Genomic DNA, 23596 nt, shown 5'->3' with positions numbered 1-23596 from the left:
TCCATGGACGGCGACCCCGAGATACCCCGGCGAGCACCCGCCGAAGACGCGCCCCCCGTATGGAAGGACCCCTCCTTCCGGCGTTCGTTCGCACTCTTCCGGGCCTTTCTGCGCGAGCAGGAAGATCCCGAGGGCTGCTACTCGTTGCTGGCCCGAGACGCCGCCGACCAGGTCGAGGCGTACGGCGGCGTCGAGGGACGTACCGTCGTGGACGTCGGGGGCGGCGGCGGGTACTTCACCGCGGAGTTCCGGCGGCGCGGCGCGCACGCGTATCTCTTCGAGCCGGACGTACGGGAGTTGGGGGTGAATCCCCCCGACTCGGCGGTCGTCGCGGACGGTTATCTGCTGCCGCTCGCGGACGGCGTCGCCGACGTCACCTTCTCCTCCAACGTCCTCGAGCACGTGGCCGATCCACAGACGTTCCTGAGCGAACTGGTGCGTGTCACCCGGCCCGACGGGCTGATCTACGTCTCGTTCACCAACTGGCTCTCCCCATGGGGCGGTCACGAGTGGGCGCCCTGGCACTACCTCGGCGCGGAGCGGGCGCGGGCCCGCTATCACCGCCGTACCGGAAAGCCCGCCAAGCACACCCTCGGCGAGAACCTGTTCGCCGTGCACATCGGCCCCACCCTGCGGCAGGTGCGCGCCCGCGACGACGTCACGGTCGTCTCGGCGCGCTCCCGCTACTGGCCGCTCCTCGCCTCCGCCGTCACCAGGGCGCCGGGGCTGCGGGAGTTCGCCACCTGGAACCTCCTCCTCATCCTCCGGCGGTGTCCACCATGACGACCACGGTCCAGGCTCCTCCCCCGGCAGCCGTCCGCCCCGTGACGACCACGTCCGGCCCCCCGCACGGGCCGCGGTCCAGGCGCTGGCTGCTGGGGTTCTGGGCCGTGGTGTTCGTGCTGTTGCTGGCCGTGCACCCCGGACGCATGACGTTCGACACCAAACTCGGTGTCGCACTCGACCCGTGGCAGTTCCTGTCCGACCTGGGCCAGTTGTGGCACGACCGGGGCGGCTTCGGCGGCATCCAGGACCAGTACGCGGGTTACCTCTGGCCGATGCTGCCGTTCTACGGCCTGTGCAAGCTGATCCACCTCCCGGTGTGGCTCGCGGAACGGCTGTGGCTGTCGATCGTCGTGTCCGTCGCCTTCTGGGGCGCCCTGCGGCTGGCCGAACGGCTGCGGATCGGGAACGGTTCCTCCCGGCTGCTCGCCGCCGTCGCCTACGCGCTCTGGCCGGTCTTCACGACCGTCGTCGGCTCGACCTCGGCCGCCGCGCTCCCCGGCGCCTTCCTCCCCTGGGTCCTGCTCCCCCTCACCGACGAGCGCTACAGCGCCCGCGTCGCCGCCCTCCGCTCGGCGCTGGTCGTCCCCTTCATGGGCGGTGTGAACGCGGCGGCGACCCTGGCCTCGCTGCTCCCCGTCGGGCTGTACCTCCTCTCCCGTCCGCGCGGACCCCGGCAGCGCAGACTGATCACCTGGTGGGTGCCGGGCGTGATCCTGGCGACGGCCTGGTGGGTGATCCCGCTGCTGTTGCTCGGCGTCTACGGCGAGAACTTCCTCCCGTACGTGGAGACCTCGGCGACCACGACCGCCACCATGTCCGCCACCGAGTCCCTGCGCGGCGCCGGGAACTGGGTCGCCTACCTCCACTTCGGCGAGGCCTGGCTGCCGGCCGGCTGGACCGTCGCCGCCTCGGTGATCGTGATCGTCTGCTCGACGCTCGCGGCGGGACTCGGTCTCGCCGGGCTCGCCAGACGTGACATGCCCGAGCGCCGCTGGCTGGTCCTGACCGTGCTGTCGGTCGCGCTCCTCACCCTCGCCGGGTACGGCGGCGCGTTCGGCGCGCCCTTCCACGGCGTGGTCCAGGACTGGCTGAACGGTTGGCTGGTCCCCTTCCGCAACATCTACAAGTTCCAGACGGGCCTCGCCCTGGCCCTCGTGTTCGGCCTCGCGCATCTCGTCGGGATCGCGGCACAGCCACGCGGCGCCCGTCCCGTACGCGGCCGCCGCTACGCGCCCCTCGTCGCCGCCGTACTGGTCCTGCCGGGCCTCGCCTGGCCGTACCTGAACGGATCGATCCTCAACCCGGGTTCCTTCCAGCAGCTCCCCAAGTACTGGCAGACCACCGCCGACTGGCTGAAGAAGTACTCGCCCGACTCCCGTGCCCTCGTCGTCCCCGCCACCGCGCACGGCCTCTACACCTGGGGCTCCCCCATCGACGAGCCCCTCGACGTGCTCGCCGACTCCCGCTGGGCCGAGCGGGACTACGTCCCCTTCGGCACCCCCGGCAACCGGCGCGCCATGGACGCCGTCGAGCAGGCGCTCATGACCGGCAGTGACGTCCCCGGCCTGGGGGACTACCTGAGCCGCGCCGGGCTCTACTACGTCGTCGTCCGCAACGACCTCGACCCCGACCAGGTCGGCTACGTCCCGACCCAGACCGTGAAGCGGACCCTGGAACAGTCGGGCTACCAGCGGGTCACCGGCTTCGGACCGGTCGTGACCGGCGGCCGGATCGCCCACCACACCCCGCTCCAGGTCGAGGGCCTCTACCCGCGCGAGCGCGCCGTCGAGATCTACGAACCAGCGGGCAACGGCGCGCCGCGCCCCGGGCAGGCCGCCCTGAGCGCCATCGCGGACACCGCCGTCGTCTCCGGCGGCCCCGAGGCGCTGCTGCCGCTGGCCGCCGACCCCTCGATGCGCGGCCGCCCCGCCGTCCTGACCGGCGACAACCATCCCGGCCTCGGCACCGCCGCCGTCCAGGTGGTCGGCGACGGGCTGCGGCGCGCCGACACCCGCTTCGGCCTGGTCAACTCCAACACCTCATACACGTACACGCCCGACCAGCGCAACGACAGCGACAGCGCCCAGGACGCCGGCAAGAAACCCCACCAGATCCTGCCGACCAAGGGCATCCAGCACCAGACGGTGGCCGAGCTGCGCGGCGCCCGCTCGGTGACCGCCTCCTCCACCGGCAACTGGCTGTTCCATCTCCCCCAGTACGACCCCGTGAACGCCTTCGACGGGAACCCCGACACCGCGTGGGCGGAGGGAGCGCCCGGTTCCGCGAACGGGCAGTGGCTGCGGATCCGCTTCGAGGGGTCCCTGGACCTGCCGAAGTCCTTCAAGGTCACCCCACTCCCGCAGGACGGCATGCGGTCCGCGGCGACCCGGGTCCGGGTGGAGACGGAGAAGGGCTCCGCCACCAGCTATCTCGAACCCGACGGCACGACCCAGTCCATCAAGGCGCCCGCCGGGTCCACGAGCTGGCTGAAACTGACGATCACCGACTCCACCGCGCGGCACGCCGGACTCACCGGCGCGGGCTTCTCCGAGATCGCTCTCCCGGACGTCCAGGTCACCCGCCTGCTGAAGCTCCCGACCGACGCAGCGGGGTCGGACGCCTCCGCCGAGATCGTCTCCCTGCACCGCACCGCCGACCCCACCGGCCTCGCCCCCACGGGCACGGAGGCGGGCCTGCACCGCACCTTCTCCACCTCGGCGGCGGGATCGTACGAGGTGAAGGCGAGCGCCGTCGCGATCAGCGGCGACGCACTCGACAAGCTCCTGTACGACGTCTCGCCCCAACAGCCGAGCCGGATCGTCGCGACGGCCGACTCCACCACGGACCTCGGCCCCGGCCTCGACGCGCGCAATCTCACGGACGGCAATCTGACCACGGCCTGGATCGCCGGGGACAGGCCGACGATCCATCTGAGCTGGCCCGACAAGAAGCCCGTCTCGTCCATGGTCCTGGCCGCGGCGGGCGGCCTCTCCACCCGACCGACGAAGATCGAGATCCGCTCCCCGGACGGGGACACCGTGGCCGGGGTCGACGAGAACGGCTGGGCCCGCTTCGACCCGATCACCACGAACCACCTCGACATCACCGTCACCGAGACCGCGCCGCTGACCCTCCACAACCCGGTCGCGGGAGCCGACCTGCAACTGCCGGTCGGGCTGACGGAGGTGTACCTCCCGGCCCTCGCCGAGTACCGCACCGCGCAGGCCGTGGAGACACAGGAGTTCTCGCTCGCCTGCGGAAAGGGGCCGACGCTCGCGGTCGACGGGAAGCTGTACGCGACGAGCGCGAAGGGGACGGTGGGGGATCTCGTCGAGCGGCGGCCGGTTGAGCTGATGCTGTGTCAAGAAGACTCCACGGAGTCCGCGTTGGATCTCGGTTCCGGCTCGCACCGGGTCGAGGCGGGCGACGCCGGACCCCTCGCGATCACGGACGTCACCCTCACCCGTGGAACCGTCGAGGCCGTCGCCGGGGCCGGACGCACCCTGCGGATCGTGGACTGGCTGGGCGACCGCCGCGAGGTGAAGGTCGGCTCCGGCGCCGCCTCGTACCTCACGACGTACGAGAACTACAACGACGGCTGGCAGGCCACGCTGGGCGGCAAGAAGCTGACGCCCCTGCGGCTCGACGGCTGGCAGCAGGGCTGGCGGATCCCGGCCGGCGCGGGCGGCACGGTCAAGTTGTCCTACGAGCCCTCGACGACGTACGAGGCCGGGCTGATCGGCGGCGGGGTCGGCGTGGCGGCGCTCGCGGGCCTCGTGCTGTGGCGCCGCCGCGAGGCGGGCCCCGACGAGCCGCAGCCGGCGGCGCCGGACGCCGGGCTCTGGCTCGGCACGGTGGCGCTCACGCTGGTGGGCGTGGTCATCGCGGGACCGTTCGCGCTGCTGGTCCCCGCGCTGGCGCTGCTCGCGTGGAAACGGCACGCGCTGCTCGTACCGATCGCGTTCCTCGCGCTCGCCGGGGCGGGGATCGCGGCCGCCACGGGCGCCGGGTCACCGCCGGGCGCGAGCGAGGGCGCGTTCGGGCCCGCGGCGCAGTTGCTGGCGTTGATCGGGTTGTTCGCGGGCCTGGTGAGCGTCCAGGAGCCCGGGACCCGGCCGGCACCCCGGGCGTCCGTCCCGGTCCCGGGCTCCGAGGCCCCGGCCTCACCCCTGCCGCGACGCCGCCGCGGCGAGAACGGCGGCCCCGGGGCCGCACTGGGTACGGGGACCAGATCGGTCGGGGAGGCACCGAGCGGCGAACCCGGCTCGTCCGAGCCGACCGGAGCCGAGCCCCCCGCACCGGCCCCCGGGCCCGACCGTGCCTCCAGCCAGACCATCTCCGCACGCGGCCCGGGTTCCGCCCCGCGCGAGGCGGGTGCGGGTGCCGCGGGTGCGGGCGCGGGTGACTCGGGCACAGGTGCGAGTGACTCGGGCGCGGGCGAGGTCGCTCCGCCCACCGCACGGATCGCCTTCCGCAAGGCGGGGAACCCGGCGGACGACGACACGGGAAGGGGCGAGCCTCGATGACCGCGCTCGAGCACCCGGCACGGGACGGTACCGACGGGCCGTCCCGGCCCCCAGCCCGCGTGCCGTTCCCCGTCGTGGACGAAGTCGCCCGGCACTGTCTCCAGGAGGAGGAACCCGAGACCGTCCACATCGAGGTCCACCTCCCCGGCCGTCTGGACGCCGCCCGACTCACCGTCGCGTTCACCCAGGCCCTGCACCGTCACCCCCGCATCCTGATGCGCGAGGCCGCGGGCCCCTGGTACCGCCGCCGCTACGAGTGGGAACTCACCCCCGATCCGGACGTGGAGGTCGTCTCCTTCCCGCCGCCGGGCCCGGGCGCCCTCCAGCACGCACGGACCCGCGCCCTGCTGACCGCCCCGCCGCTGTCCGCCTCGCCGCCCATCCGTCTGGAGGTGGTCGACGGGGCGGGCCCGCCGGTGGGCAGCGAGGCGACGGACGCGGTGGGTACGGCGCCGCCTCGAAGCGCCGCGCCACGTCCCCACACCGGCCCCCGCCCCAAGGGCACCGTCCTCTTCCTCACCGTCAACCACACCGCCCTCGACGGCCCCGCCTGCCTCCGCGTCCTCGCCACCGCCGCGCAGCTGTACGGCGGCAAGGACAACTCCCCGGCCGCACCCCCGGTACGACCGCCCGAGGCAGCGGCGAAGGCCGGGCAGGTCAACACCCCCCCCACCTGGACCCCGCCCGCCCGCGTGGCCCACGGCACCCCGGAGCCCTCGCCCGGAAACGGACTCCTCGTCACCGAACTCGGCGTCCCGCACCGCCCCAAGGGCTCCCCGTACACCGTGAACGACCAGCTCATGGCGGCCACGGCCCTGATGATCACGCACTGGAACAGGGAACACGGCGCCCGCCCGCGCCCCCTGCGCATCACGATGCCGGTCGACGACCGCCCCCGCGGCACGGACATGCCCATCGGCAACGGGACACGACTCGTCGAAGTCCCCTTCACGGTCGAGGAGCTGGACGCCGGGCGGATGGGCGAGCTGCTGCGCCGCACGGCGGAACGCACCCGCGCCCTCAAGTCGCTGCCCCGGCCCCAGCTCGGCCACGGCGCGGCCCTCCTGACCGCCCCCGTGGTCCCGGTCGCCTGGCGCGCCGCCCTCACCAGGGGCCTGCGCCGCGCGGCCGGCCCCTGGACGTCGACCACGCTGCTGAGCAACATCGGCCGCATCCCGTACGCCCTGGACTTCGGCACGGAGGCGGGCCGCGCGCACGCCGTGTGGTTCTCGGCGCCCGCCCGGACGCCCCGCGGCCTGACCGTCACCACGGCGTCCACCGCGGGCCGTCTGCATGTCGCCCTGCGCTGGTCGCGCACCCTGCTCAGCCACGGCGACGGCGCCCACCTCCGCGACCTCTTCGAGCACTATCTGCACGCGACGGAGGAGGACGGCAGCCGATGACACCCGCGACCTCGACCCCGACCACTGCCCCGGTGACGCCAACGGCCCCCGCCCGCCGGGGACTTCGCGACTTCTACGAGGATCCGAGCGTCCCCGTCGCCTCCGGCACCCCCCGCAGCCTGCGCCAGGCCCGGATGCTGGCCGCCGCGCTCGGCCCCGCCACGGCCGGCGCGCGGACCGTGCTGGACATCGGCTGCGGCGACGGCACCGCCGCCGCCACCGCGGCGCCCCTGCTCGCCGGGCACCGTCTCGTCGGCGTCGACTGGTCGCAGGACGCCCTCAGACGCGCCCACGTCCGGCTGCCGTACGCGATCCGCGGCGAACTCACCGACGGCGGACTGCCGTTCGCCGACGCCTCGGCCGACGCCGTCCTGTTCAGCGAGGTGATCGAGCACCTCGTGGACCCGGACAGCGCCCTGGACGAACTCCGCAGAGTCCTGCGCCCCGGCGGCCACCTGATGCTCTCCACCCCGAACCTCGCCGCCTGGTACAACCGCGCCCTGCTGCTCGCCGGTGTCCAGCCCGTCTTCTCGGAGGTGAGCCTGCGCGCGATCCACGGCCGCCCGGGGCGCGAGGTCGTGGGCCATCTGCGGCTCTACACCGCCCGCGCGCTGCGGGAGTTCGTCACCGCGGCGGGCTTCGAGGTCGTACGGCTGAGCGGGGCGCCCTTCCACGGCGTACCGCGTCCACTGCGCCCCCTGGACCGGCTGGCCTGCGCGGCACCGGCCCTCTCCTCCATCCTGCTCCTGCACGCCCGAAGGACGTAGCCCATGTGGTGGGGAGTGGCCGCGGCCCTGCTGGCGAACGTCCTGTACAGCACCGGATTCGTCCTGGAGAAGCGCGCGCTCGCCGCACTGCCCGAGGTCGACATCCGCCACCCCGCCCGGCTGCTGCGGCTGGTGCTCGGCAGCCCGCTGTGGATCGGCGGTTCACTGGCGCTGGCCTCCGGCTTCGGCGCCCAGCTCGCCGTCTACCGCACCCTGCCGATCGCCGCCGCCCAGGGCATCTTCGTCTCCGGGCTCGTGCTGCTGGTGCTGCTCTCCGCCCGGCTGCTCGGCGAGGAGACGTCGGGCCGCGAGCGGTACGCGCTCGGCGCGATCCTGCTGGCCCTGCTGATGGTGGTCCTCTCCCTGCGCGAGGGCTCCGACCGGGTCAGCCGCGGCGCCCCCGCGCCGCTGATCCTGACCGTCTGCCTGCCGTCGCTGGCGGCGGGCCTGTGGCTGTACGGGGCCGCCGAGCGCCGGGCGCGGCACCGGCACCGGATGCCGACGACGGGCGTCGAGTACGGCGTGGCGGTGGGCCTGCTGTACGGGGTGAGCTCGCTGGCCATCAAGGGCGTGTCGAGCTATCTGACGACCAGTGACCTGGCGGGGGCGGTGGTCGACGTGCTCCGCTCCCCGTACCCCTATCTCCTGCTCTTCACCGGCGCGTTCGGCCTGGTCATGTCCCAGGCGGCACTGCAGCGCTGCCGGGCCTCGCTGATCGTGCCGGTCTGTACGACGGTGACCAGTCTGTTCACGGCGGTGCTCGGCACGCTCGCGTTCGGCGAGGCGCTGCCGCACGACCCGGTGCGGCTGACGCTGCGCCTGGCGGGTACCGCCCTCGCGGTCTCCGTGCTGCTGGTCATGCCCAAGCACGACGCGGCACCCCCACCCTCCACCGTGGCCAAGGAGTTGACGCCACCATGAACCCCGACGACCCCCTGCTCAAGATCCTGGCCTGCCCGCTGGACAAGGGCCCACTGCACCTGCTCGCGGCGGACGAGACGCAGAGCACCGAGGAGGCGCAGAGCGCTGAGGAGACGCTGTACAACCCGCGCCTGCGTCGCCGCTATCCGATCGTGGACGGCATCCCGCAACTGCTGCCGTCCTCCGGGGAGCAGGTCACGGAGGACGAGCACGAGGAACTCCTCAAGCGGATGGCCCCGTGACGACGGCCGCCGACCGGACTCCCTCCCGATGCGCGACCATGGACCCCATGCCCGCCAAGCGACCCGCCAGCCCCTTCACCCCGCTCGACTTCCAACTGGTCCTGCTGCGCCGCATGGCCGACCACAACCCCGGCCTCGTCGAGGACGCCCGCCATGAGCTGGGTGTCTCGATCGCGGACATGCGCGAGGCGAACCGCCGCTGGCAGGCGATGCTGCACGCCCCCCGCTCGCGGTCGGCGACCTCCCGCTACCGCTCGATCCTCGGCGCCCCCGAGTCCGTCACCCCCCGCCGGATCGGCGACCTGTCCTGCGAGGCCCTGCTCTGGCCCGTCCCCCTCTGGCCCGACCTCCGCTTCGAGGTCCTCGTCGCCCCGAACGGCGTCGCCTGGAACGAGTGGCTGGTCCGCGCACCGGGTGCCGCGGGTGCCGAGCCGCGCACTCTGGACGACCTCCGCCCCTGGTCCTGCACGGTCGACGAGGTCGCCCGCGCCTTCGCCCCCGCCCGCCCCCTGGAGGGCACCGCCCCGACCCGCTGGGGCCTGGCGTTCACGGCCCCGGACGCGTCGGGGGTGCCACGGGAGTGCGCGGCGGAGTTCACCTGGGGGTTGCTGCAGCGGGTGGGCGTCAGCGGAGAGCGGCCCTGACGACGGCCTCCGCGACGACGGGCACGGACTCCGGGTGCAGCCACAGAAACAGGTTCGGTTCGACGAGCTCCAGTTCCATGACACACGGGTTGCCGTCGTCGCCGTCGACCAGGTCGACGCGGGCGTAGAGCAGCTCGGCGCCGCCCGTCCGCTCCGGTACGGCCGCCAACGCGCGCTCCGCGACGGCGAGTTCGGCCGGGGTCGGCTGCCAGGGCTCCAGGCGGGGGTGCGCCACCTTGTCCGCGTCGTAGGCCGTGCCGGGTGCCAGGACGGCGCCCTTGCGGCTGGCGTGCAGGAGGCGGCCGCCGTAGAACTGGAGGGCGCGTTCACCGGCGGTGTCGATGCTGGTCAGGTAGGGCTGGACCATGGCGGTCAGTCCCCGGTCGTGCATCCGCTCCAGCTGTCGTAGGGCCGTCTCCCGCTCCTCGGACCGGTATCGGGCGGCGAGCCGCGCCCCCGCGCCGGAGGTGGGTTTCACGACGTACTCGCGGTCGTCGGGGAACTCGGCGGGCTCGCCCGGCGCGAGATACCGGGTCGGCACGGTCGGCACCCCCGCCTCCGCGAGGTCCCCGATGTACCGCTTGTCGGTGTTCCACCGCACCACGGCAGCCGGGTTCGCGAGCCGCGTCAGCTTCGCGCACCGCTCGGCCCACGCCACGAACTCCGCCACCCGCCAGCTGTAGTCCCAGGTGGACCGGATCACCACGAGGTCGAAGGCCGCCCAGTCGACGTCCGGATCGTCCCAGTACGCGACGACGGCCTCCGCCCCGGCATCCTCCAGGGCCACCCTCAGCACGGGCAGATCCCGGTCCGCGCTCTCCTCGCCCTCCTCGGGCCGGTAGGTGGCGAGCGCGATACGTGCGCGGGCGGCGGCGGTGCGGGCCACGGCGGACTCCATCCTCTTGACGTGCTCCGCCCGTCCGGCGGCGACGATGCGGCGTCATTCTAAGAAGACGTTGCGGCATGCGTTGTGGTCGCGGTGCCCTGGGGCTCATTCACGTCTTCTTGCCGATGTCGTCGGAGCGCGCCACGAAGCGGGCGGCTCCCCCGGTCACCCGGAACAGGAACCCTCCGTTGCCCTCGTCGACCTGGAAGTACTACGTGGCGGCGTCGAAGCTCATGCGGCGGGTGATGCCCTGCCAGGAGCGGCGCAGGAGTTCCGAGCGCAGGGTGGTGCGACCGTCGTCGCCGACGGAGGCGAGGCCGTGGGCGGCGAACCGGACGGCGTCGTACGCCTCGGCCGCCCAGGGGCCCGGCGCGTGTCCGTGGCGGGCGCGGAACGCGGCGGCGAACGCCTTGGTACGGGGGTCGGCGCTCGCGTCGGTGTAGCACGTAGCGATCCTCCAGTCCTCGCCGACGGCGAGGAAGGAGGCGCCGAGGACGTGCTCGCCCGCGACCCGGGCGCCCCGGTGGCCCGCGTCCCGCAACGCGCGGGCGCAGGCGGCGGCACGGTCGGGGCTCACCCCGGCGAAGAAGACGGCGTCGCGGGGGCGGGCGGCGATACGGCGGGCGGCCCCGGTGAAGTCCTCGTCCGCGGCGACCTCCTCCACCGACGTCTCGCCGTCGAGCTTGCCGTAGACGGTGGCGATGCGGACCGTGGCCAGGCTCTCCACCTCGGTGGCCAGGTCGTGCACGATCACCGTGCGGGCGGGTTTGGCGACCCGGTTCAGATAGATCATCACCGCCGCGAACGGGCCGACGGTCCGGGTGGCGCGCAGCACGAGCGCGGTGGTGACGTTGACAGTGTCGAGGCTGTCGGTGTCGGCGCGAGTGACCAGCAGGGTCAGCCGGGCCTTCGTGCAGGGGGCCAAGGCCGCGGGCACGGTCTCGTTCGGGCCGGCGGCGATCACCACGGACACGTCCGGGTCGGCCGCCAGCCGGGTGGCGGCCTCGGCGGAGCCTTTCGCGGTGCCGCCGTCGTCCGCGGTGCGCAGGGCGAGGTCCACGGTGCGCCGGGCGTCCTGGTTGTGCTGCTCGACGGCGAGGAGGGCGCCGCGCTGGTGGTCGGTGAAGAAGGGATCGCTGGGGCTGCCGAGCAGGGCGACCACGTGGCGGGAGCGCCGTACGGAGCCGGTGTTCGCCGACGCGGCGGCCCGGCCCCACTTCCACCACGCGCCCGCACCGGCCGCCGCGGTGACACCGAGCGCAGCCCCCGCGACGAGGAGGCGCCGCCGGGTGGGCGAGGGCGGCGCGTCCTCGAAGGAGGGCCCGGCGATCTCGGTGGGCTCGGGAACGGGCAGGTCGAGGACGCGTGCGGCACGGGCGGCGACCAGGGCCGGCAGCCCTTCGGGCAGCCACTCGTCCACGGCGAACTCGCCGAAGATGTCGAGGAGTTCACGGGCGCTCGGGCGGCGCTCCGGTTCCTTCGCCAGACATCGCCGTACGGTCCGGCCGAGGTTTTCCGGGATGCCGTCCAGGTCCGGTTCCTCTCCCACGGTCCGGTACAGGACGGCCGCGGCGCCGCCGGTGCCGAACGGCGGCCGGCCGGTGGCCGTGTGGGCGAGGACGCAGCCGAGCGAGAAGACGTCGCTGGGCGGACCCACGGTGTGCCCGCGGGCCTGCTCGGGCGAGAGGTAGCCGGGGGAGCCCACGACGGAGCCGTCCGTGGTGAGCGCGGTCGCGCCGACGGCCCGCGCGATCCCGAAGTCGATCAGGCGAGGCCCGTCCGCGGCCAGCAGCACGTTCGCGGGCTTCACGTCCCGATGGACCAGCCCGGCCGCGTGCACCCCGTCCAGCGCCTCGGCCAGCACGGCACCGAGGCTGCGGAGCTGCGCCTCGGGCCAAGGTCCGTGCAGCGTCACGGCCTCGGCGAGGGACGGGCCGGGCACATAGGCGGTGGCCAGCCACGGGGAGCGGGCGTCGGCGTCGGCCGCGACGACCGGCACGGTCCACCGGCTCGTGAGGCGTGACGCCAGCTCGGCCTCGCGGCGGAAACGGGCGCGGAAGCCGGGGTCGTCGGCGTACTCGGCGCGGATCACCTTCAGCGCGCACCAGGCGCCGTGCGGCGAGCGCGCCAGGTAGACGACGCCCATGCCGCCCGCGCCGAGCCGGCCGGCGAGCCGGTGTCCGCCGATCAGGGACGGATCGGCGGGCAGGAGCCGTTCCACGTCAGCCGCCTCCGTTTCCCGGTCGTTCCCGCCCGCCGGCTCCGGGCTTTCGTCAGCCCTGGGGCTTTCGTCAGCCCTGGCTCTCCGCCGCGCGCTGCAGATCGCCGAGCGATCCCAGTTGCCGGAACCGCCCACCGCGGACCTCGTGGACGAAGGTCGCGTCCGCCCAGCCCGTCGAGCTGTTGTCGTACTGGTGGAAGTCGCCGAAGGCGTACGTCCGGGCGATGCCCTGGTACTTCACCTTCGCCAGCCGCACGGCGAGATCGGCCCGCACCGGCCGCCGACGTGCCCCGGCCGGGACCGTGCGGGCGAACTCGGCGAGCAGCATCCCCACGCTGTCGTACGCCTCGGTGGCGTACGGCTCCGGAGTGCTGCCGTAGCGCTTCCGCCAGGCCGCGGTGAAGTCCTTGGCCCGTTTCGTCGTCAGTACGGAGGGGTCTACGGCGTCCGTCACCACGTACCAGCCCTCGCCCGCCGAGCCCGCGAGGCGCGGGAAGTCCGAGCCGTACAACTGGTGCTGCATCCAGCGCTGCCCAAAGAAGCCGGCCGCGGCCAGGTCCTGGGCTGTGCGGACGGTGGCGTCCAGGGGGCCCAGGTACGCGAAGGCCTTGACACCGGCGGCGAGCAGTTCACGCACCGCCTTCGGGCCGTCGTCCGTCTCCTCCGCGACGACGCGGGGCACGACCTCGCTCTTGAGAATGGTGCGCCAGTTGTTGACCACCTGGGTGCCCTGGTCCTGGATCGCCGAGCCTCCGGCCCGGTCGATCACGACGCCGACCCGCACCACCTGTCGGGTCACGTAGGCGTGCAATGCGATCCAGCTGCCGAGCGCGGCGTGGGCCGGGCCGCTCTGGAACGAGCTCTTCGGCGACGTGAGGAAGTAGTCCTGCTGGCCCGTGGTGCTGGAGACATGGGTCAGCCCCGCCGCACCGTAGACGGCCGCGGCCCTGTGCATGGGGAGCTCGGCGACCGGTCCCAGTACGGCGACGACGTTCCGGTCGACGGTGAACTTACGGGCCACCTCCTGGGCGGTGTCCGCGTCGCCCCGGTCGGTGAGGACCTTCACCTTCAGGTCGTAGGAGCGCTTCGGCGTGGCGTTGTGTTGGGCGACGGCGAGGCGGGCGGCGCGTTCGGAGGCCCGGCTGACGGCGGCCTCGGCCGTGCCGGAGGTCGTGTGCACACCGAGGACGTACACGGGACGCCCTACGCTCGCGGGCGGTTTCTCGTCGTCCCCCGACGCCCACACCGCCGCTCCGGTCCCACCGCCCGCGAGCAGCAGCGCACCGCCGGCCAGCAGCAGGCGGCGTCGTCCCGGGTGCCGGGCGGGGACGGCCGGATCGTCCACGACCGTGGGCTCGATGTCAGGGAAGGCGAGGCTCTCGGCGGCCCGGGCGGCGACCATCCGGGCGACGGGATCGGGGAGCCAGTCGCCGGAGACGTCCGGAGCGTCACCGGCGAGCAGGCCCCGTATCTCCTCGGCCGTGGGCCGCTCGGCCGGGTCCTTGGCCAGGCAGCGCTCCACGAGGGTCCGCACCTCGCCCTCCACACGGCCGAGTTCCGGCTCGTCGTGGACCGTGCGGTACATCAGGGCATCCGGTGTCCCCGTACCGAAGGGCGGAGTGCCGGTCGAGGCGTACGCCAGCACACAGCCGAGCGCGAAGACGTCGCTCGCGGACGTGGCGGGCTGCCCCTGGGCCTGTTCCGGGGCGAGGAAGCCGGGGGTTCCGACAACGATCCCGGACGCGGTCAGTGCCGTGTCGTCGGCGGCGCGCGCGATGCCGAAGTCGATCAGGCGTGGTCCGTCCAGGGCGAGCAGTACGTTGCCCGGCTTGACGTCCCGGTGGACGAGCCCGGCCGTGTGCACGGCGTCCAGCGCATCGGCCAGCAGCCCGCCCAGGACGCGTACGGCACGCGACGGCAGCGGGCCGTGCGCGGCGACCGCTTCGGCGATGGAGGGCCCGGGGACGAACGCGGTGGCCAGCCACGGCTCGCGTGCCTCGGCGTCCGCGTCCAGGACGGGAACCACCCAGGGGCTGTCCACCCTCCGCGCCAGTTCCACCTCCCGAGCGAACCGGGCCCGGAAGCCGTCGTCACCGGCGCTCTCCCCGCGGATCACCTTGACCGCGACGAGTGCCCCGGAGTCGGTGCGACCGAGGTAGACGACGCCCATGCCGCCCGCGCCGAGCCGCCGCAGCAGCCGGAAGCCCGCGATGCGGGACGGGTCGGACGACCGCAGCGGTTCGCTCACTGCCCCGCCCCCTTCGTCTCGGTCGGTTCGGGGGATGCATCCGCGTCGCCCGCCTTGCCCCGGCTGTCGATGCTCGCCGCGACGAAGGTCATGCCCTTGCCCATGTCGGTGGTGACGGTGGAGTCCTCGGCCTCGGTCCGGCCCGCGCCGTGCCGCGCGGTCGCGGCCACGGTGATCGGCCCCATCCGGAACTTGTACCAGTCGAAGGGATGCGCCTTGCCGCCGTCGGCGGCCCAGTCCCCGGTCTCGGTCAGGTCGTCGTCGGAGATCACGGACCGCCCGTCGGCGAACGCGTCGACCCGGGAGAACAGGCCGAGCACCCGGTCCGTGGCGTTCAGTTGCTGCTCGGGGCAGCGCAGCGCCTCCTCCAGCGACCCGGCCATGTCGCGCCGCGCCGCCACGGCGTCCTGGTGCACGGTGACGGTCATCGACACGTACACCGGCCCCTTGCCGCCCTTCTCCGGCAGCTCGAACGCCCGAGTGAGACTGGCCAGTACGGTGTCCGGCAGCGCCTCGCGCCGCCACAGGCAGTCGTCGCCGAGTACGGCCCACTCGGCCGGATCGCTCTCGAAGGGATCACGTTTGCGGTACCCAGCGCCGAAGTAGTCGGGGCGCACGACGAGTTGACGAACGAACTCGACGGCCTCGGCCCGCGTCCTCGGCGCCCGGTCCTCGGCGAGCGTGTACGGCTCGTTCACCGGTGACGCCGAGGCCGAAGGCGACGCGCCGGAGCTCTTCTTCGGCGTCCCCTCCGCGTTGGGCTCGTCGCCCGGCCCACTGGTACACCCCGCCAGCAGCAGCACTCCCGCCGCCGTGGCTAAGGCTGGTCTCCACCCGGCCATGCATCACTCCCACCCGTAGGCCCGCGTCCTCGAAATCAGTGTGGCGCACGTAAGCGCCCTGGAATGCCAACTGCCCTTATAAACATGAGCAGTTAAGGGCCACGGAGGTCCGAACTCCGGCAACCTCATTGACCTTCACCCTCGGTGAAGCCGCAGCATCGATGGCGGAACGAGGAACGACGTACGAGGAACGACGTACGAGGTACGAAGGACGAATGACGGGGCACGACACGACCACGGGTGGGCGCATGGAGATGCTGACGATCGGGGCGTTCGCGAAGGCGTGCCGGCTGTCGCCGAAGGCGCTGCGGCTCTACGACGAGCTGGAGCTGCTGCGGCCCGCCCGGGTCGACCCGGAGACCGGGTACCGGTACTACGCCGTCGCGCAGCTGGAGCAGGCACGGCTGGTGGCGTGGCTGCGCCGGATCGGGATGCCGCTGGCCCGGATCCGGCGGGTGCGCGCACTGGACGACGTGTCCGCCGCCCAGGAGATCCGCGCCTACTGGGCACGGGTCGAGGCCGAGACCGCCGCTCGACGCGAACTCGTGGCGTTCCTCGTGGACCACCTCTCGTACACACCGAGGAAGGACACCACCATGCTCGAACTCCGCTACTCCGCACTCTCCGACACCGGTCTGGTCCGCCCCGCCAACCAGGACACGGCCCACGCGGGCGCCCGCGTCCTCGCCGTGGCCGACGGCTTCGGACCGAGCGGCGCGCCCGCCAGTACGGCGGCCGTGGAGGCCCTGAAGTTCCTGGACGGCGAGCCCCTTCCGGGCGGGAGCGTCCTGAACCTTCTGGAGGACGCGGCACGGGGAGCCGCGCGGGCCGTCCAGGACGCCGTGGGCGCGGACGACGGCACCACTCTCACCGCCCTGGTGTGGACCGGATCCCAGCTCGGACTCGTCCACATCGGCGACTCCCGCGCCTATCTGCTGCGCGACGGCGAGCTGTTCCGGGTCACGCACGACCACACCATGGTCCAGTCGATGATCGACGAGGGCCGGCTCACACCGGAGGAGGCCACCGTCCATCCCCAACGCACCCTGCTGCTGAAGGCGCTCACCGGCGCCGCCGACACCGTCGTACCCGATCTACGGCTGTGCGACGCCCTGCCCGGGGACCGCTACCTGCTCTGCTCGGACGGGCTCTGCACCGTCGTGCCGGACGAGGAGGTCCGCCGGCTGCTGGACTCGGCCCCGGCTCCCGACGCGGCGGTACGCTCCCTCGTCGAAGCCGCGATCGACGCCGGCGGCCCCGACAACGTGAGCTGCGTGGTGGCGGACGTGGCCGAGGCCACCGGGGGTCATCGGCTCGGCTGAGTCAGGGTGGGGCCCGGCACGCTCTGCGCCGCGGCGGCCGCGGCCTCCCGTACCGCCCTGATGTCGGCCGGGTGGCGCAGGGCCCGGGACACGGCATCGATCTCCGCCAGCAGATCAAGCGTGTCCGGGGTGTTGAGGGGCGCGGCGGCGGCGTCCTGGCGGGTCCGCTTCCTCGTCTCGATGGCGTCCTGGACGGTGACGGCGTGGGCGAGGGCCCCCGCCCGCCCGGCCTCGAAGCCGAGGCCGAGGGCCGCGTCGTACGCCTTTTGCCGGAGGTCCTCGTCGATGAACCGGGACAGGTGCAGCAGCGCGTCCCGGATGAACGTCTCGCGGCGCGTCAGGCGCAGTTCGGGGGTGGCGCGGAGTCTGAAGGGGACGCGTCCGCCGCCCGTGACGGTCCCCATCAGGCGGTACAGGGGTCGCAGGTGCCAGTACCCGAGCCGGGTGCGAGCCCGGCGGTGCAGATACTGGCCGGTGTGCGGAAGGATGAAACCGACCGCGATGAGGATGGCGGAGAGGCTCGCGACCGGCGGGGCGACCTCGGTGCTGAGCCAGTCGAGGTCGTGGCCGGTCCAGCGGGCGACGACGGCGCAGAACTTGCAACTGTCGTAGACCAGGTTCATCACGTAGCCGACACCGAGGAACTTCAGACCGCCCCGCAGCCAGAGGTCGAGTCCGTCGGTACGGATCCAGTTCCAGATCACCTTGGACGTGATCAGGGCGGCCACGGTGTGCGCGAGCAGGTACAGCACGATCTCTTCGCGCATGAAGGGGGTGTTGGCGTAGTACGTGTCGAGGTCCCGTATCCGCTCGACGGGGGCGTCGGCGAGCGCGAACAGCACCCACAGCGCGACGATGACACCCGCGTAGACGGTGACCACCCAGCGGATCGTGCGGCGGGTCGCGCGACGGGTGGCGCCGGAACGGTCGGAGATGCCGTCGCGCCACGTGGTGATCAGCAGCAGGCAGGAGCCGCAGAACGCGGTGATCAGGCTGTAGACCAGGGGGGCCGAGATGTTCGGTACGCCGGTGACGTGGTTGGTCCGGGCGATGGTCGCCGGGGCCGCGAAGACGAAGACGCCGCACGCGAGCACGAGCAGGCCGCCGACGGCACGCAGCAGCGGGTCCTTCCACAGCTTGAGGATGCTGGGCAGTTTGATCGCCAGCGCGGCGGTGAGGACCGCCGTCGGGATCCAGAAGGAGATGTAGAGCCCGGCGAAGAAGCGGGAAGGATTCATCGCCGGTCAGCCCTGGGGTCCGCGGTAGCCCAGGGAGGCCTGGATGGCCCGTCCGACCGGGTCGGCGGGGCCCTTCGTACGCGGGCCGGTCACCCAGGAGCGGAAGACGCTGGCGAGGTGCAGGCCGAAGTCCTCCGCCTCGGCCTCGTCGGCCTCGTGCGAGCCGTTGCGGGCGGCGACGGTGAGCGCGATCTCCTGCCAGCGGGGGTCGTCCGACAGCGCGCCGGCGGCGGCCGCCGCACCCGCGTAGTGGTGGTGGGAGTGGGAGTGCCCCGCCATCATGTGCCACAACTCGTGGCCGAGGATGACGAGCTGCTGGACCGTTTCGGCGCGTTCCTCGACGATGACGAGGTCGAAGTCGTGGAACTCCATCCACAGCCCGGTGACTTCGATCTCGTCCGGGAAGCGCTCGAAGCGGAGCTGGATGGGGCGGTCCTCGCGGCGCCGGCTCATCTCCTGGCAGAGAGCCTCGGCCAACTCCCGTACGTCCACGGGCGCGTCGAGTCGTTTCTTCAGCGCCCGGGTGAGCTCGACGGCGAGGCCGCGCATCTCGGAGTCGGCCCGGCGGGAGAGCCGTGCCGAGGCGCGCTTCCACACGGTGTGCAAAGGCCTCATCGTTCCACCTCCTCGCTCTCGCCGCTCAGCAGACTCTCGAGCATGAGCGCGAGCGCCTCCTGCTTGCGGGGGGTCAGCCGATGGCCCCGCAGGGCGAGGGTGACGACCCCGTGCTCGAGCGTGAACCTGAGCAGCGGCCCGTCCTCGACGCCGCCCTCCAGCTCACCGACGACACGCTGAAGTGCGCCGTTCAGGACGACGGGGGCCGGATCGGTGAAGAACTTCGTGCCCTCCTCGATCCGGAAGAACTCCGCGAGCCGGGTGAGGTCGGGCACGTTCGGCATCTTGTCGCCGTTGAGCAGACTGCGGGCCCATTTGTCACTGATCCCGAGCTGCCCGGCGACCTCCCGGCACACATCGGCGGGCCGCTTCCCGCTCTCGTCGAGATACGCCCCGTACAGCGCGCGGACGCGTCCGCGGATGCGGTCGTCGACCTTGTCGTCGAGCACCCCCGTGCCATCGAGGAGCGCCCGGACCTCCCCCTCGGCCAGCGCCGTTCTTCTCGACAACTCCCGTACGTCGAGGAACTCCCCGCGATCGAGGCCCTTCTCGGCGAGGTGCGCGTCGAGACGCGCGAGTGTCTTGTGAAGAGGAGGCAGCGACGCACTCACCCATGCGCTCCCGGCAGTTGACCCGTCAAATTGTCACGCTGAGGGCCGAGACTACGGTCCCCGGCGGGGCCCGCGCCATGCTTTCCGAACGATCGTTCCCGATTCAAGAACGATCGCTCCCGTGCGGCGGAAGAACCGGAATCGCTCCGGTCAACGGGCCATGGAGCGACCCAGTTCTCGTGACCTCTCCCGCAGTCGTGACTCCCAGGCACCGCCTTCCGGCAGGGCGGACATCCCGGTACAGGCCGAGATCTGCACATTCTCCCGCGGGCCGACCAAAGCGGCACCGAGCCGTGCCCAGTCCACCGCGACCCCGCCGCGCTCCGCGAGCACCAGCACCGTGGCGGCGAAGCCTTCGGAGAGGGCCAGCATGATGGCGTGACTCGTTCTTCGATGCCGTGCCAGCAGCGCGTCGACGAAGACCGCGAAGGTGTCCCGGTCGATCCGGCTCTCGTCGTTCACCATCGGCCCGATGCCCGACGGGAGTTCCAGCTCCGCTTCGAAGAGGGCCACTTGACGCAGAAACAGCCGGGACGCCCCGTTGGAGGGATTCCAGAGAGTCTCGTCATCCATGTAGTAGTCCTGGCTCATGCCGGCTCCTCGTTCCGTCGCGGCGGGCCAGCGTAATCAGCCCCGGGCGATACCGTCGCGGCAATAACGGCATGATCCTCTCCATGTCGATCTCAGGAACGGACGCCCACGCCGCTGCGGACCCCGCCACCCTCCCCCCGCTCGTCCGACGGGCCCTCGCCGCCGCGCGTCGTCACGGCTTCGCGTACGCGTGCCGTCCGGAGCAGGGCCGTCTGCTGCACGCGTTGGCGGGCGGTGCCCGGGAGCGGATCGGTGAGACGGGTACGGGGTGCGGGGTCGGGCTCGCGTGGCTGGCGTCCGGGGCCCGGGAGGGCGTACGGCTGTTCAGCGTGGAGCGCGACGCCGAGCGGGCCCGGGTCGCGGCCGAGGTCTTCGCCGACCGGCCCGAGGTCGAGGTGATCCACGGCGACTGGCGGCGGATCGAGGAGCACGGCCCGTACGACCTGCTGGTCCTGGACGGCGGCGGCATGGGCAAGACGCCCGGCGACGACCCGGCCGACCCGGCCGACCCGGCCGGGCTGCTGACTCCGGGCGGCACGGTGGTGGTCGACGACTTCACCCCGGCCACCGCCTGGCCGCCCCTGCACGAGGGCGCTCCCGACCGGGCCCGGCTGCACTGGCTGGAGCATGTCGCCCTGGACACGGTCGAACTCCGGCTCGCCGAGGACCTCGCCACGCTGGTGGGCACGCGGCGACGGTTCGCCTCGACGGGGACGAGCGCGTCATCGGAGGCATCGGAGTGAGCGCGTCGACCTGGTTTCTCCCGGGCTGGTGTAGGAACGGTGGTGACTGTCACCGCCAGCACGTCCTCCAGCAGGCCCCTACGGCAAGGAGTACCCCGCGTGTCCTCCCTCTTCCCCGCCCTGGTCAGCGGCTCGACCGCACGGCGGCCCGCCCTGCGTTTCGGCGACCGGTCCCTGACGTACGCGGAGCTCGCCGCCTCGGCGGGTGAACTGGCCGCGCGGCTCGACGGCCGGGGGAGGGTCGCCGTGTGGGCGACGCCGTCCCTGGAGACCGCCGTCGGGGTCGTCGCCGCGCTGCTCGCCGGGGTGCCCGCCGTGCCGCTCAACCCCAAGTCGGGGGAGGGTGAACTGGGGCACATTCTGGGCGACAGCGCGCCGTCGCTGGTACTGGCCGAGCCCGGCGTCGAACTTCCCTCGCCCGTGAGCGATGTGGAGCGCCTCGACGTCCAGGTGGACGTCGCCGGTCAGGACGCCCAGGCAAGCCCTGGCGCCGCCGCGCGCCCCGGCACCGAACCGGACGACCCCTCCGCCCCCGCCCTCATCGTCTACACCTCCGGCACCACCGGCCCGCCCAAGGGCGCCGTCATCCCGCGGCGCGCCATCGCCTCGACTCTCGACGCGCTGGCCGACGCCTGGCAGTGGACCGGCGACGACGTCCTCGTGCAGGGGCTGCCGCTCTTCCATGTGCACGGGCTGATCCTCGGCATCCTCGGCCCGCTGCGGCGCGGCGCGGCGGTGCGGCATCTGGGCAGGTTCAGCGCGGAGGGCGTGGCGCGGGAGCTGGGCGAGGGCGCGACGATGCTGTTCGGGGTGCCGACGATGTACCACCGGCTCGCCGAGGCGCTGGCCGAGGACACCGGGCTGGCCAAGGCGCTCGGCGGGGCGCGGCTGCTCGTGTCCGGTTCCGCCGCGCTGCCGGTGCACGACCACGAGCGGATCACGGCCGCGACCGGACGCCGGGTCGTCGAGCGGTACGGCATGACCGAGACCCTCATGAACACCAGCGTGCGGGTGGACGGGGTACCCCGGCCCGGCACCGTGGGCGTCCCGCTGCCGGGCGTCGACGTGCGGCTCGTCGAGGAGGACGGGACGACGATCGCCTCGTACGACGCCGACGGCACTCCCACGGGTACGCACGACGGCGAGACCGTCGGGGAGATCCAGGTCCGGGGGCCGAACCTCTTCACCGAGTATCTGAACCGGCCCGACGCGACCGCCGCCGCGTTCACCGAGGACGGCTGGTTCCGCACCGGCGACATGGCGGTCGTCGACCCCGACGGCTCCGTACGCATCGTCGGCCGCAAGGCCACCGACCTGATCAAGAGCGGCGGCTACAAGATCGGCGCCGGGGAGATCGAGAACGCGCTGCTCGAGCTTCCGGCGGTGCGCGAGGCCGCCGTCACCGGTGAGCCCGACGAGGATCTGGGCGAGCGGATCGTGGCCTGGATCGTGCCCGTCGATCCCGAGGACCCGCCCGCCGCCGGGGAGCTGGCCGACCACGTGGCCCGCCGCCTCGCCCCGCACAAACGTCCGCGGACCGTGCGCTTCCTCACGTCGCTGCCCCGCAACGACATGGGCAAGATTCTCAAGCGAGCCCTCCCTGATGCCGTCGCGAAGGCCCCCCAGCATGACTGAGCGTTTCTCCGCCCGCGAGGCCGTCGCCCTGGCCGGCGACGACTTCCGTGAACTTCCCGTACCCATGCGGGTGTTCAAGCCGGATGGTCCGCTGTCCTGGCAGGGGTACGACGACTCGCGCCGCCGCGCCCTCACCCGCACCGGCGAGGACGAGTCCGTCGTCTGCGGCACCGCGGTCATCGGCTCCACCCGCGCCGTACTGATCGCCTTCGAGTTCGGCTTCCTCGGCGGCTCGCTCGGCGAACGCACCGGCGACCGCGTCGAGGCGGCCTACACCCACGCCCGTGAGCACCGCCTGCCCGTCGTCTCGCTCGTCGCGACGGGCGGCAGCCGGATGCAGGAGGGCATGCTCGCGCTCACCCAACTCCAACGGGTGGCACGGCAGTCGGCGCTCGCCCGGGAGGCGGGGCTGCCCCAGATCGCCGTACTGCGGGATCCGACCACGGGCGGCGGCTGGGCCACGCTGGGCGCGGGCGCGGACGTGATCCTGGCGCTGCCCGGCGCCCAGGTCGGCTTCGCCGGCTCCCGGGTCCGCCCGCCCGACGCGGACCCGGCGGCGTACACGGCCGAGGCCCAGGTGGCGTCGGGCGCGGTGGACGCCGTCGTACGGGAGGAGGAGCTGCGGGAGACGCTGGCGCTGTGGCTGGACCTGCTGACCACTCCCTCCACCGGGCCCGTCGCTCCCCCGCCCGCCCTCGGCGCCCCCGGCCTCCCCGCCACCGGCTGGGACGCCGTCCGTCGCGCCCGCTCCCCCGAACGTCCCCGGGCCACCGCGTACTTGGACGCCTACTTCTCGCGGCGCGCCCCCATCAGCGGCGACCGCTGCGGCGGCAGCGACGACGGCATGCTGTGCGGGTTCGGTTCCGGACCCGGGGGGCGGACCGTGGCGTACGCGGCCCAGTGCGGGACCGCGACCCGACCCGCCGGATACCGCTTGGCAGCCCGGCTGATCCGGCTCGCCGGCCGGCTCGGCATCCCCGTACTGACGCTGGTGGACACCCCGGGCGCCGCCAACGACTCTCAGGCCGAGCGGCAGGGCGCGGGCTCGGCGATCGCGGATCTGTTCGCCGCGGTGGCCACCGCCCGAACGCCGGTCACCACCCTGGTGATCGGCGAGGGCGGTTCGGGCGGCGCGCTCGCGCTGGCCGCGCCCGGCAACACCTGGGCCACGCCGGACAGTTACTTCTCCGTCATCGCGCCGGAGCTCGCGGCCGCGATCCTCAAGCGCCCGGCGAACGAGGTGCGCGCCACGGCGGACCAACTCCGCATCCGGCCGCAGGACCTGGTGGAGCTGGGCGTGATCCGGGGCATCGTGTAGTCGTCTCGGGCGGGGGCGGGACGAGTCAGGAAAACCG

The 23596-nt window shown here is 73.1% G+C and carries 19 protein-coding genes; 11 read left to right on the top strand and 8 right to left on the bottom strand.

From position 1 onward, the window contains the following. The first annotated feature begins 3 nt into the window (after positions 1-3). The 7 genes from OG568_RS33985 to OG568_RS33955 are packed head-to-tail and all read left to right on the top strand — an operon-like array spanning position 4 to position 9289. Complete coding sequence (locus OG568_RS33985; RefSeq protein ID WP_329534311.1) at positions 4-783, top strand: class I SAM-dependent methyltransferase; 780 nt, start codon at positions 4-6, stop codon at positions 781-783. Beyond that, positions 780-5312, top strand: a complete 4533-nt coding sequence (locus OG568_RS33980) for an alpha-(1->3)-arabinofuranosyltransferase (RefSeq protein WP_329536536.1) — start codon at positions 780-782, stop codon at positions 5310-5312. The genes OG568_RS33985 and OG568_RS33980 overlap by 4 nt, the downstream gene beginning before the upstream one ends. Continuing rightward, on the top strand, positions 5309-6715 hold the full coding sequence (locus tag OG568_RS33975; RefSeq protein WP_329534310.1) for a condensation protein: 1407 nt from the start codon (positions 5309-5311) through the stop codon (positions 6713-6715). Before OG568_RS33980 ends, OG568_RS33975 begins: the two co-directional genes overlap by 4 nt. Further along, complete coding sequence (locus tag OG568_RS33970; RefSeq protein WP_329534309.1) at positions 6712-7482, top strand: class I SAM-dependent methyltransferase; 771 nt, start codon at positions 6712-6714, stop codon at positions 7480-7482. Before OG568_RS33975 ends, OG568_RS33970 begins: the two co-directional genes overlap by 4 nt. A gap of 15 nt (positions 7483-7497) precedes the next feature. Then, positions 7498-8403, top strand: coding sequence for a hypothetical protein (locus OG568_RS33965; RefSeq protein ID WP_266421805.1), 906 nt, complete (start codon positions 7498-7500; stop codon positions 8401-8403). After that, the gene (locus OG568_RS33960; protein ID WP_329534308.1) at positions 8400-8645 is read left to right on the top strand and encodes a Trm112 family protein; all 246 of its coding nucleotides are present in this window, start codon (positions 8400-8402) and stop codon (positions 8643-8645) included. The genes OG568_RS33965 and OG568_RS33960 overlap by 4 nt, the downstream gene beginning before the upstream one ends. Positions 8646-8683: 38 nt before the next feature. Then, positions 8684-9289 carry a hypothetical protein gene (locus OG568_RS33955; protein ID WP_266624556.1) on the top strand — a complete coding sequence of 202 codons (606 nt, stop codon included), beginning with the start codon at positions 8684-8686 and terminating at the stop codon, positions 9287-9289. On the opposite strand, the gene OG568_RS33950 is transcribed toward OG568_RS33955, so the two are convergent. The 4 genes from OG568_RS33950 to OG568_RS33935 all read right to left on the bottom strand — a co-directional run bounded on the left by OG568_RS33950 (position 9270) and on the right by OG568_RS33935 (position 15486). Beyond that, on the bottom strand, positions 9270-10187 hold the full coding sequence (locus tag OG568_RS33950; RefSeq protein ID WP_329534307.1) for an ATP-grasp domain-containing protein: 918 nt from the start codon (positions 10185-10187) through the stop codon (positions 9270-9272). The genes OG568_RS33955 and OG568_RS33950 overlap by 20 nt on opposite strands. A 199-nt stretch (positions 10188-10386) precedes the next feature. Continuing rightward, positions 10387-12396, bottom strand: a complete 2010-nt coding sequence (locus OG568_RS33945; RefSeq protein ID WP_329534306.1) for a bifunctional serine/threonine-protein kinase/ABC transporter substrate-binding protein — start codon at positions 12394-12396, stop codon at positions 10387-10389. A gap of 70 nt (positions 12397-12466) precedes the next feature. Further along, on the bottom strand, positions 12467-14644 hold the full coding sequence (locus tag OG568_RS33940; RefSeq protein ID WP_329534305.1) for a bifunctional serine/threonine-protein kinase/ABC transporter substrate-binding protein: 2178 nt from the start codon (positions 14642-14644) through the stop codon (positions 12467-12469). Continuing rightward, positions 14641-15486 (bottom strand): hypothetical protein, encoded by an 846-nt coding sequence (locus tag OG568_RS33935; RefSeq protein ID WP_329534304.1) that lies wholly within the window; start codon positions 15484-15486, stop codon positions 14641-14643. Before OG568_RS33935 ends, OG568_RS33940 begins: the two co-directional genes overlap by 4 nt. A gap of 248 nt (positions 15487-15734) precedes the next feature. Here OG568_RS33935 and OG568_RS33930 point away from each other — a divergent pair, with 248 nt between their 5' ends. Continuing rightward, on the top strand, positions 15735-16808 hold the full coding sequence (locus tag OG568_RS33930; protein WP_329536535.1) for a MerR family transcriptional regulator: 1074 nt from the start codon (positions 15735-15737) through the stop codon (positions 16806-16808). Here the strand turns inward: OG568_RS33930 and OG568_RS33925 are convergent. The 4 genes from OG568_RS33925 to OG568_RS33910 form a co-directional block, all read right to left on the bottom strand. Then, positions 16793-18046: an MAB_1171c family putative transporter gene (locus OG568_RS33925; RefSeq protein ID WP_329534303.1), complete on the bottom strand. Its 1254-nt coding sequence runs from the start codon at positions 18044-18046 to the stop codon at positions 16793-16795. The two genes, OG568_RS33930 and OG568_RS33925, sit on opposite strands and share 16 nt — an antisense overlap. A 6-nt stretch (positions 18047-18052) precedes the next feature. Beyond that, entirely contained in the window at positions 18053-18661 is a 609-nt protein-coding gene (locus OG568_RS33920; RefSeq protein WP_329534302.1) for a toxin-antitoxin system, toxin component family protein, read from the bottom strand. Further along, positions 18658-19272, bottom strand: coding sequence for a transcriptional regulator (locus tag OG568_RS33915; protein ID WP_329534301.1), 615 nt, complete (start codon positions 19270-19272; stop codon positions 18658-18660). The genes OG568_RS33920 and OG568_RS33915 overlap by 4 nt, the downstream gene beginning before the upstream one ends. 150 nt (positions 19273-19422) lie before the next feature. Then, positions 19423-19863 (bottom strand): DUF6086 family protein, encoded by a 441-nt coding sequence (locus tag OG568_RS33910; protein ID WP_329534300.1) that lies wholly within the window; start codon positions 19861-19863, stop codon positions 19423-19425. Between the two features lie 83 nt (positions 19864-19946). Between OG568_RS33910 and OG568_RS33905 the strand changes: the two genes are divergently transcribed. From OG568_RS33905 to OG568_RS33895, 3 genes are all read left to right on the top strand, one after another. Next, positions 19947-20606: an O-methyltransferase gene (locus OG568_RS33905; RefSeq protein ID WP_329534299.1), complete on the top strand. Its 660-nt coding sequence runs from the start codon at positions 19947-19949 to the stop codon at positions 20604-20606. Between the two features lie 99 nt (positions 20607-20705). After that, positions 20706-22241: an acyl-CoA synthetase gene (locus OG568_RS33900; protein WP_329534298.1), complete on the top strand. Its 1536-nt coding sequence runs from the start codon at positions 20706-20708 to the stop codon at positions 22239-22241. Continuing rightward, the gene (locus OG568_RS33895; protein WP_329534297.1) at positions 22234-23559 is read left to right on the top strand and encodes a carboxyl transferase domain-containing protein; all 1326 of its coding nucleotides are present in this window, start codon (positions 22234-22236) and stop codon (positions 23557-23559) included. Before OG568_RS33900 ends, OG568_RS33895 begins: the two co-directional genes overlap by 8 nt. Positions 23560-23596 lie beyond the last annotated feature (37 nt).

The sequence above is a fragment of the Streptomyces sp. NBC_01450 genome (genome assembly GCF_036227505.1).
Lineage (GTDB): Bacteria > Actinomycetota > Actinomycetes > Streptomycetales > Streptomycetaceae > Streptomyces.
The sequence above is the reverse complement of the archived record's forward strand: the minus strand, read 5'-3'. Positions and strand labels throughout refer to the sequence as shown.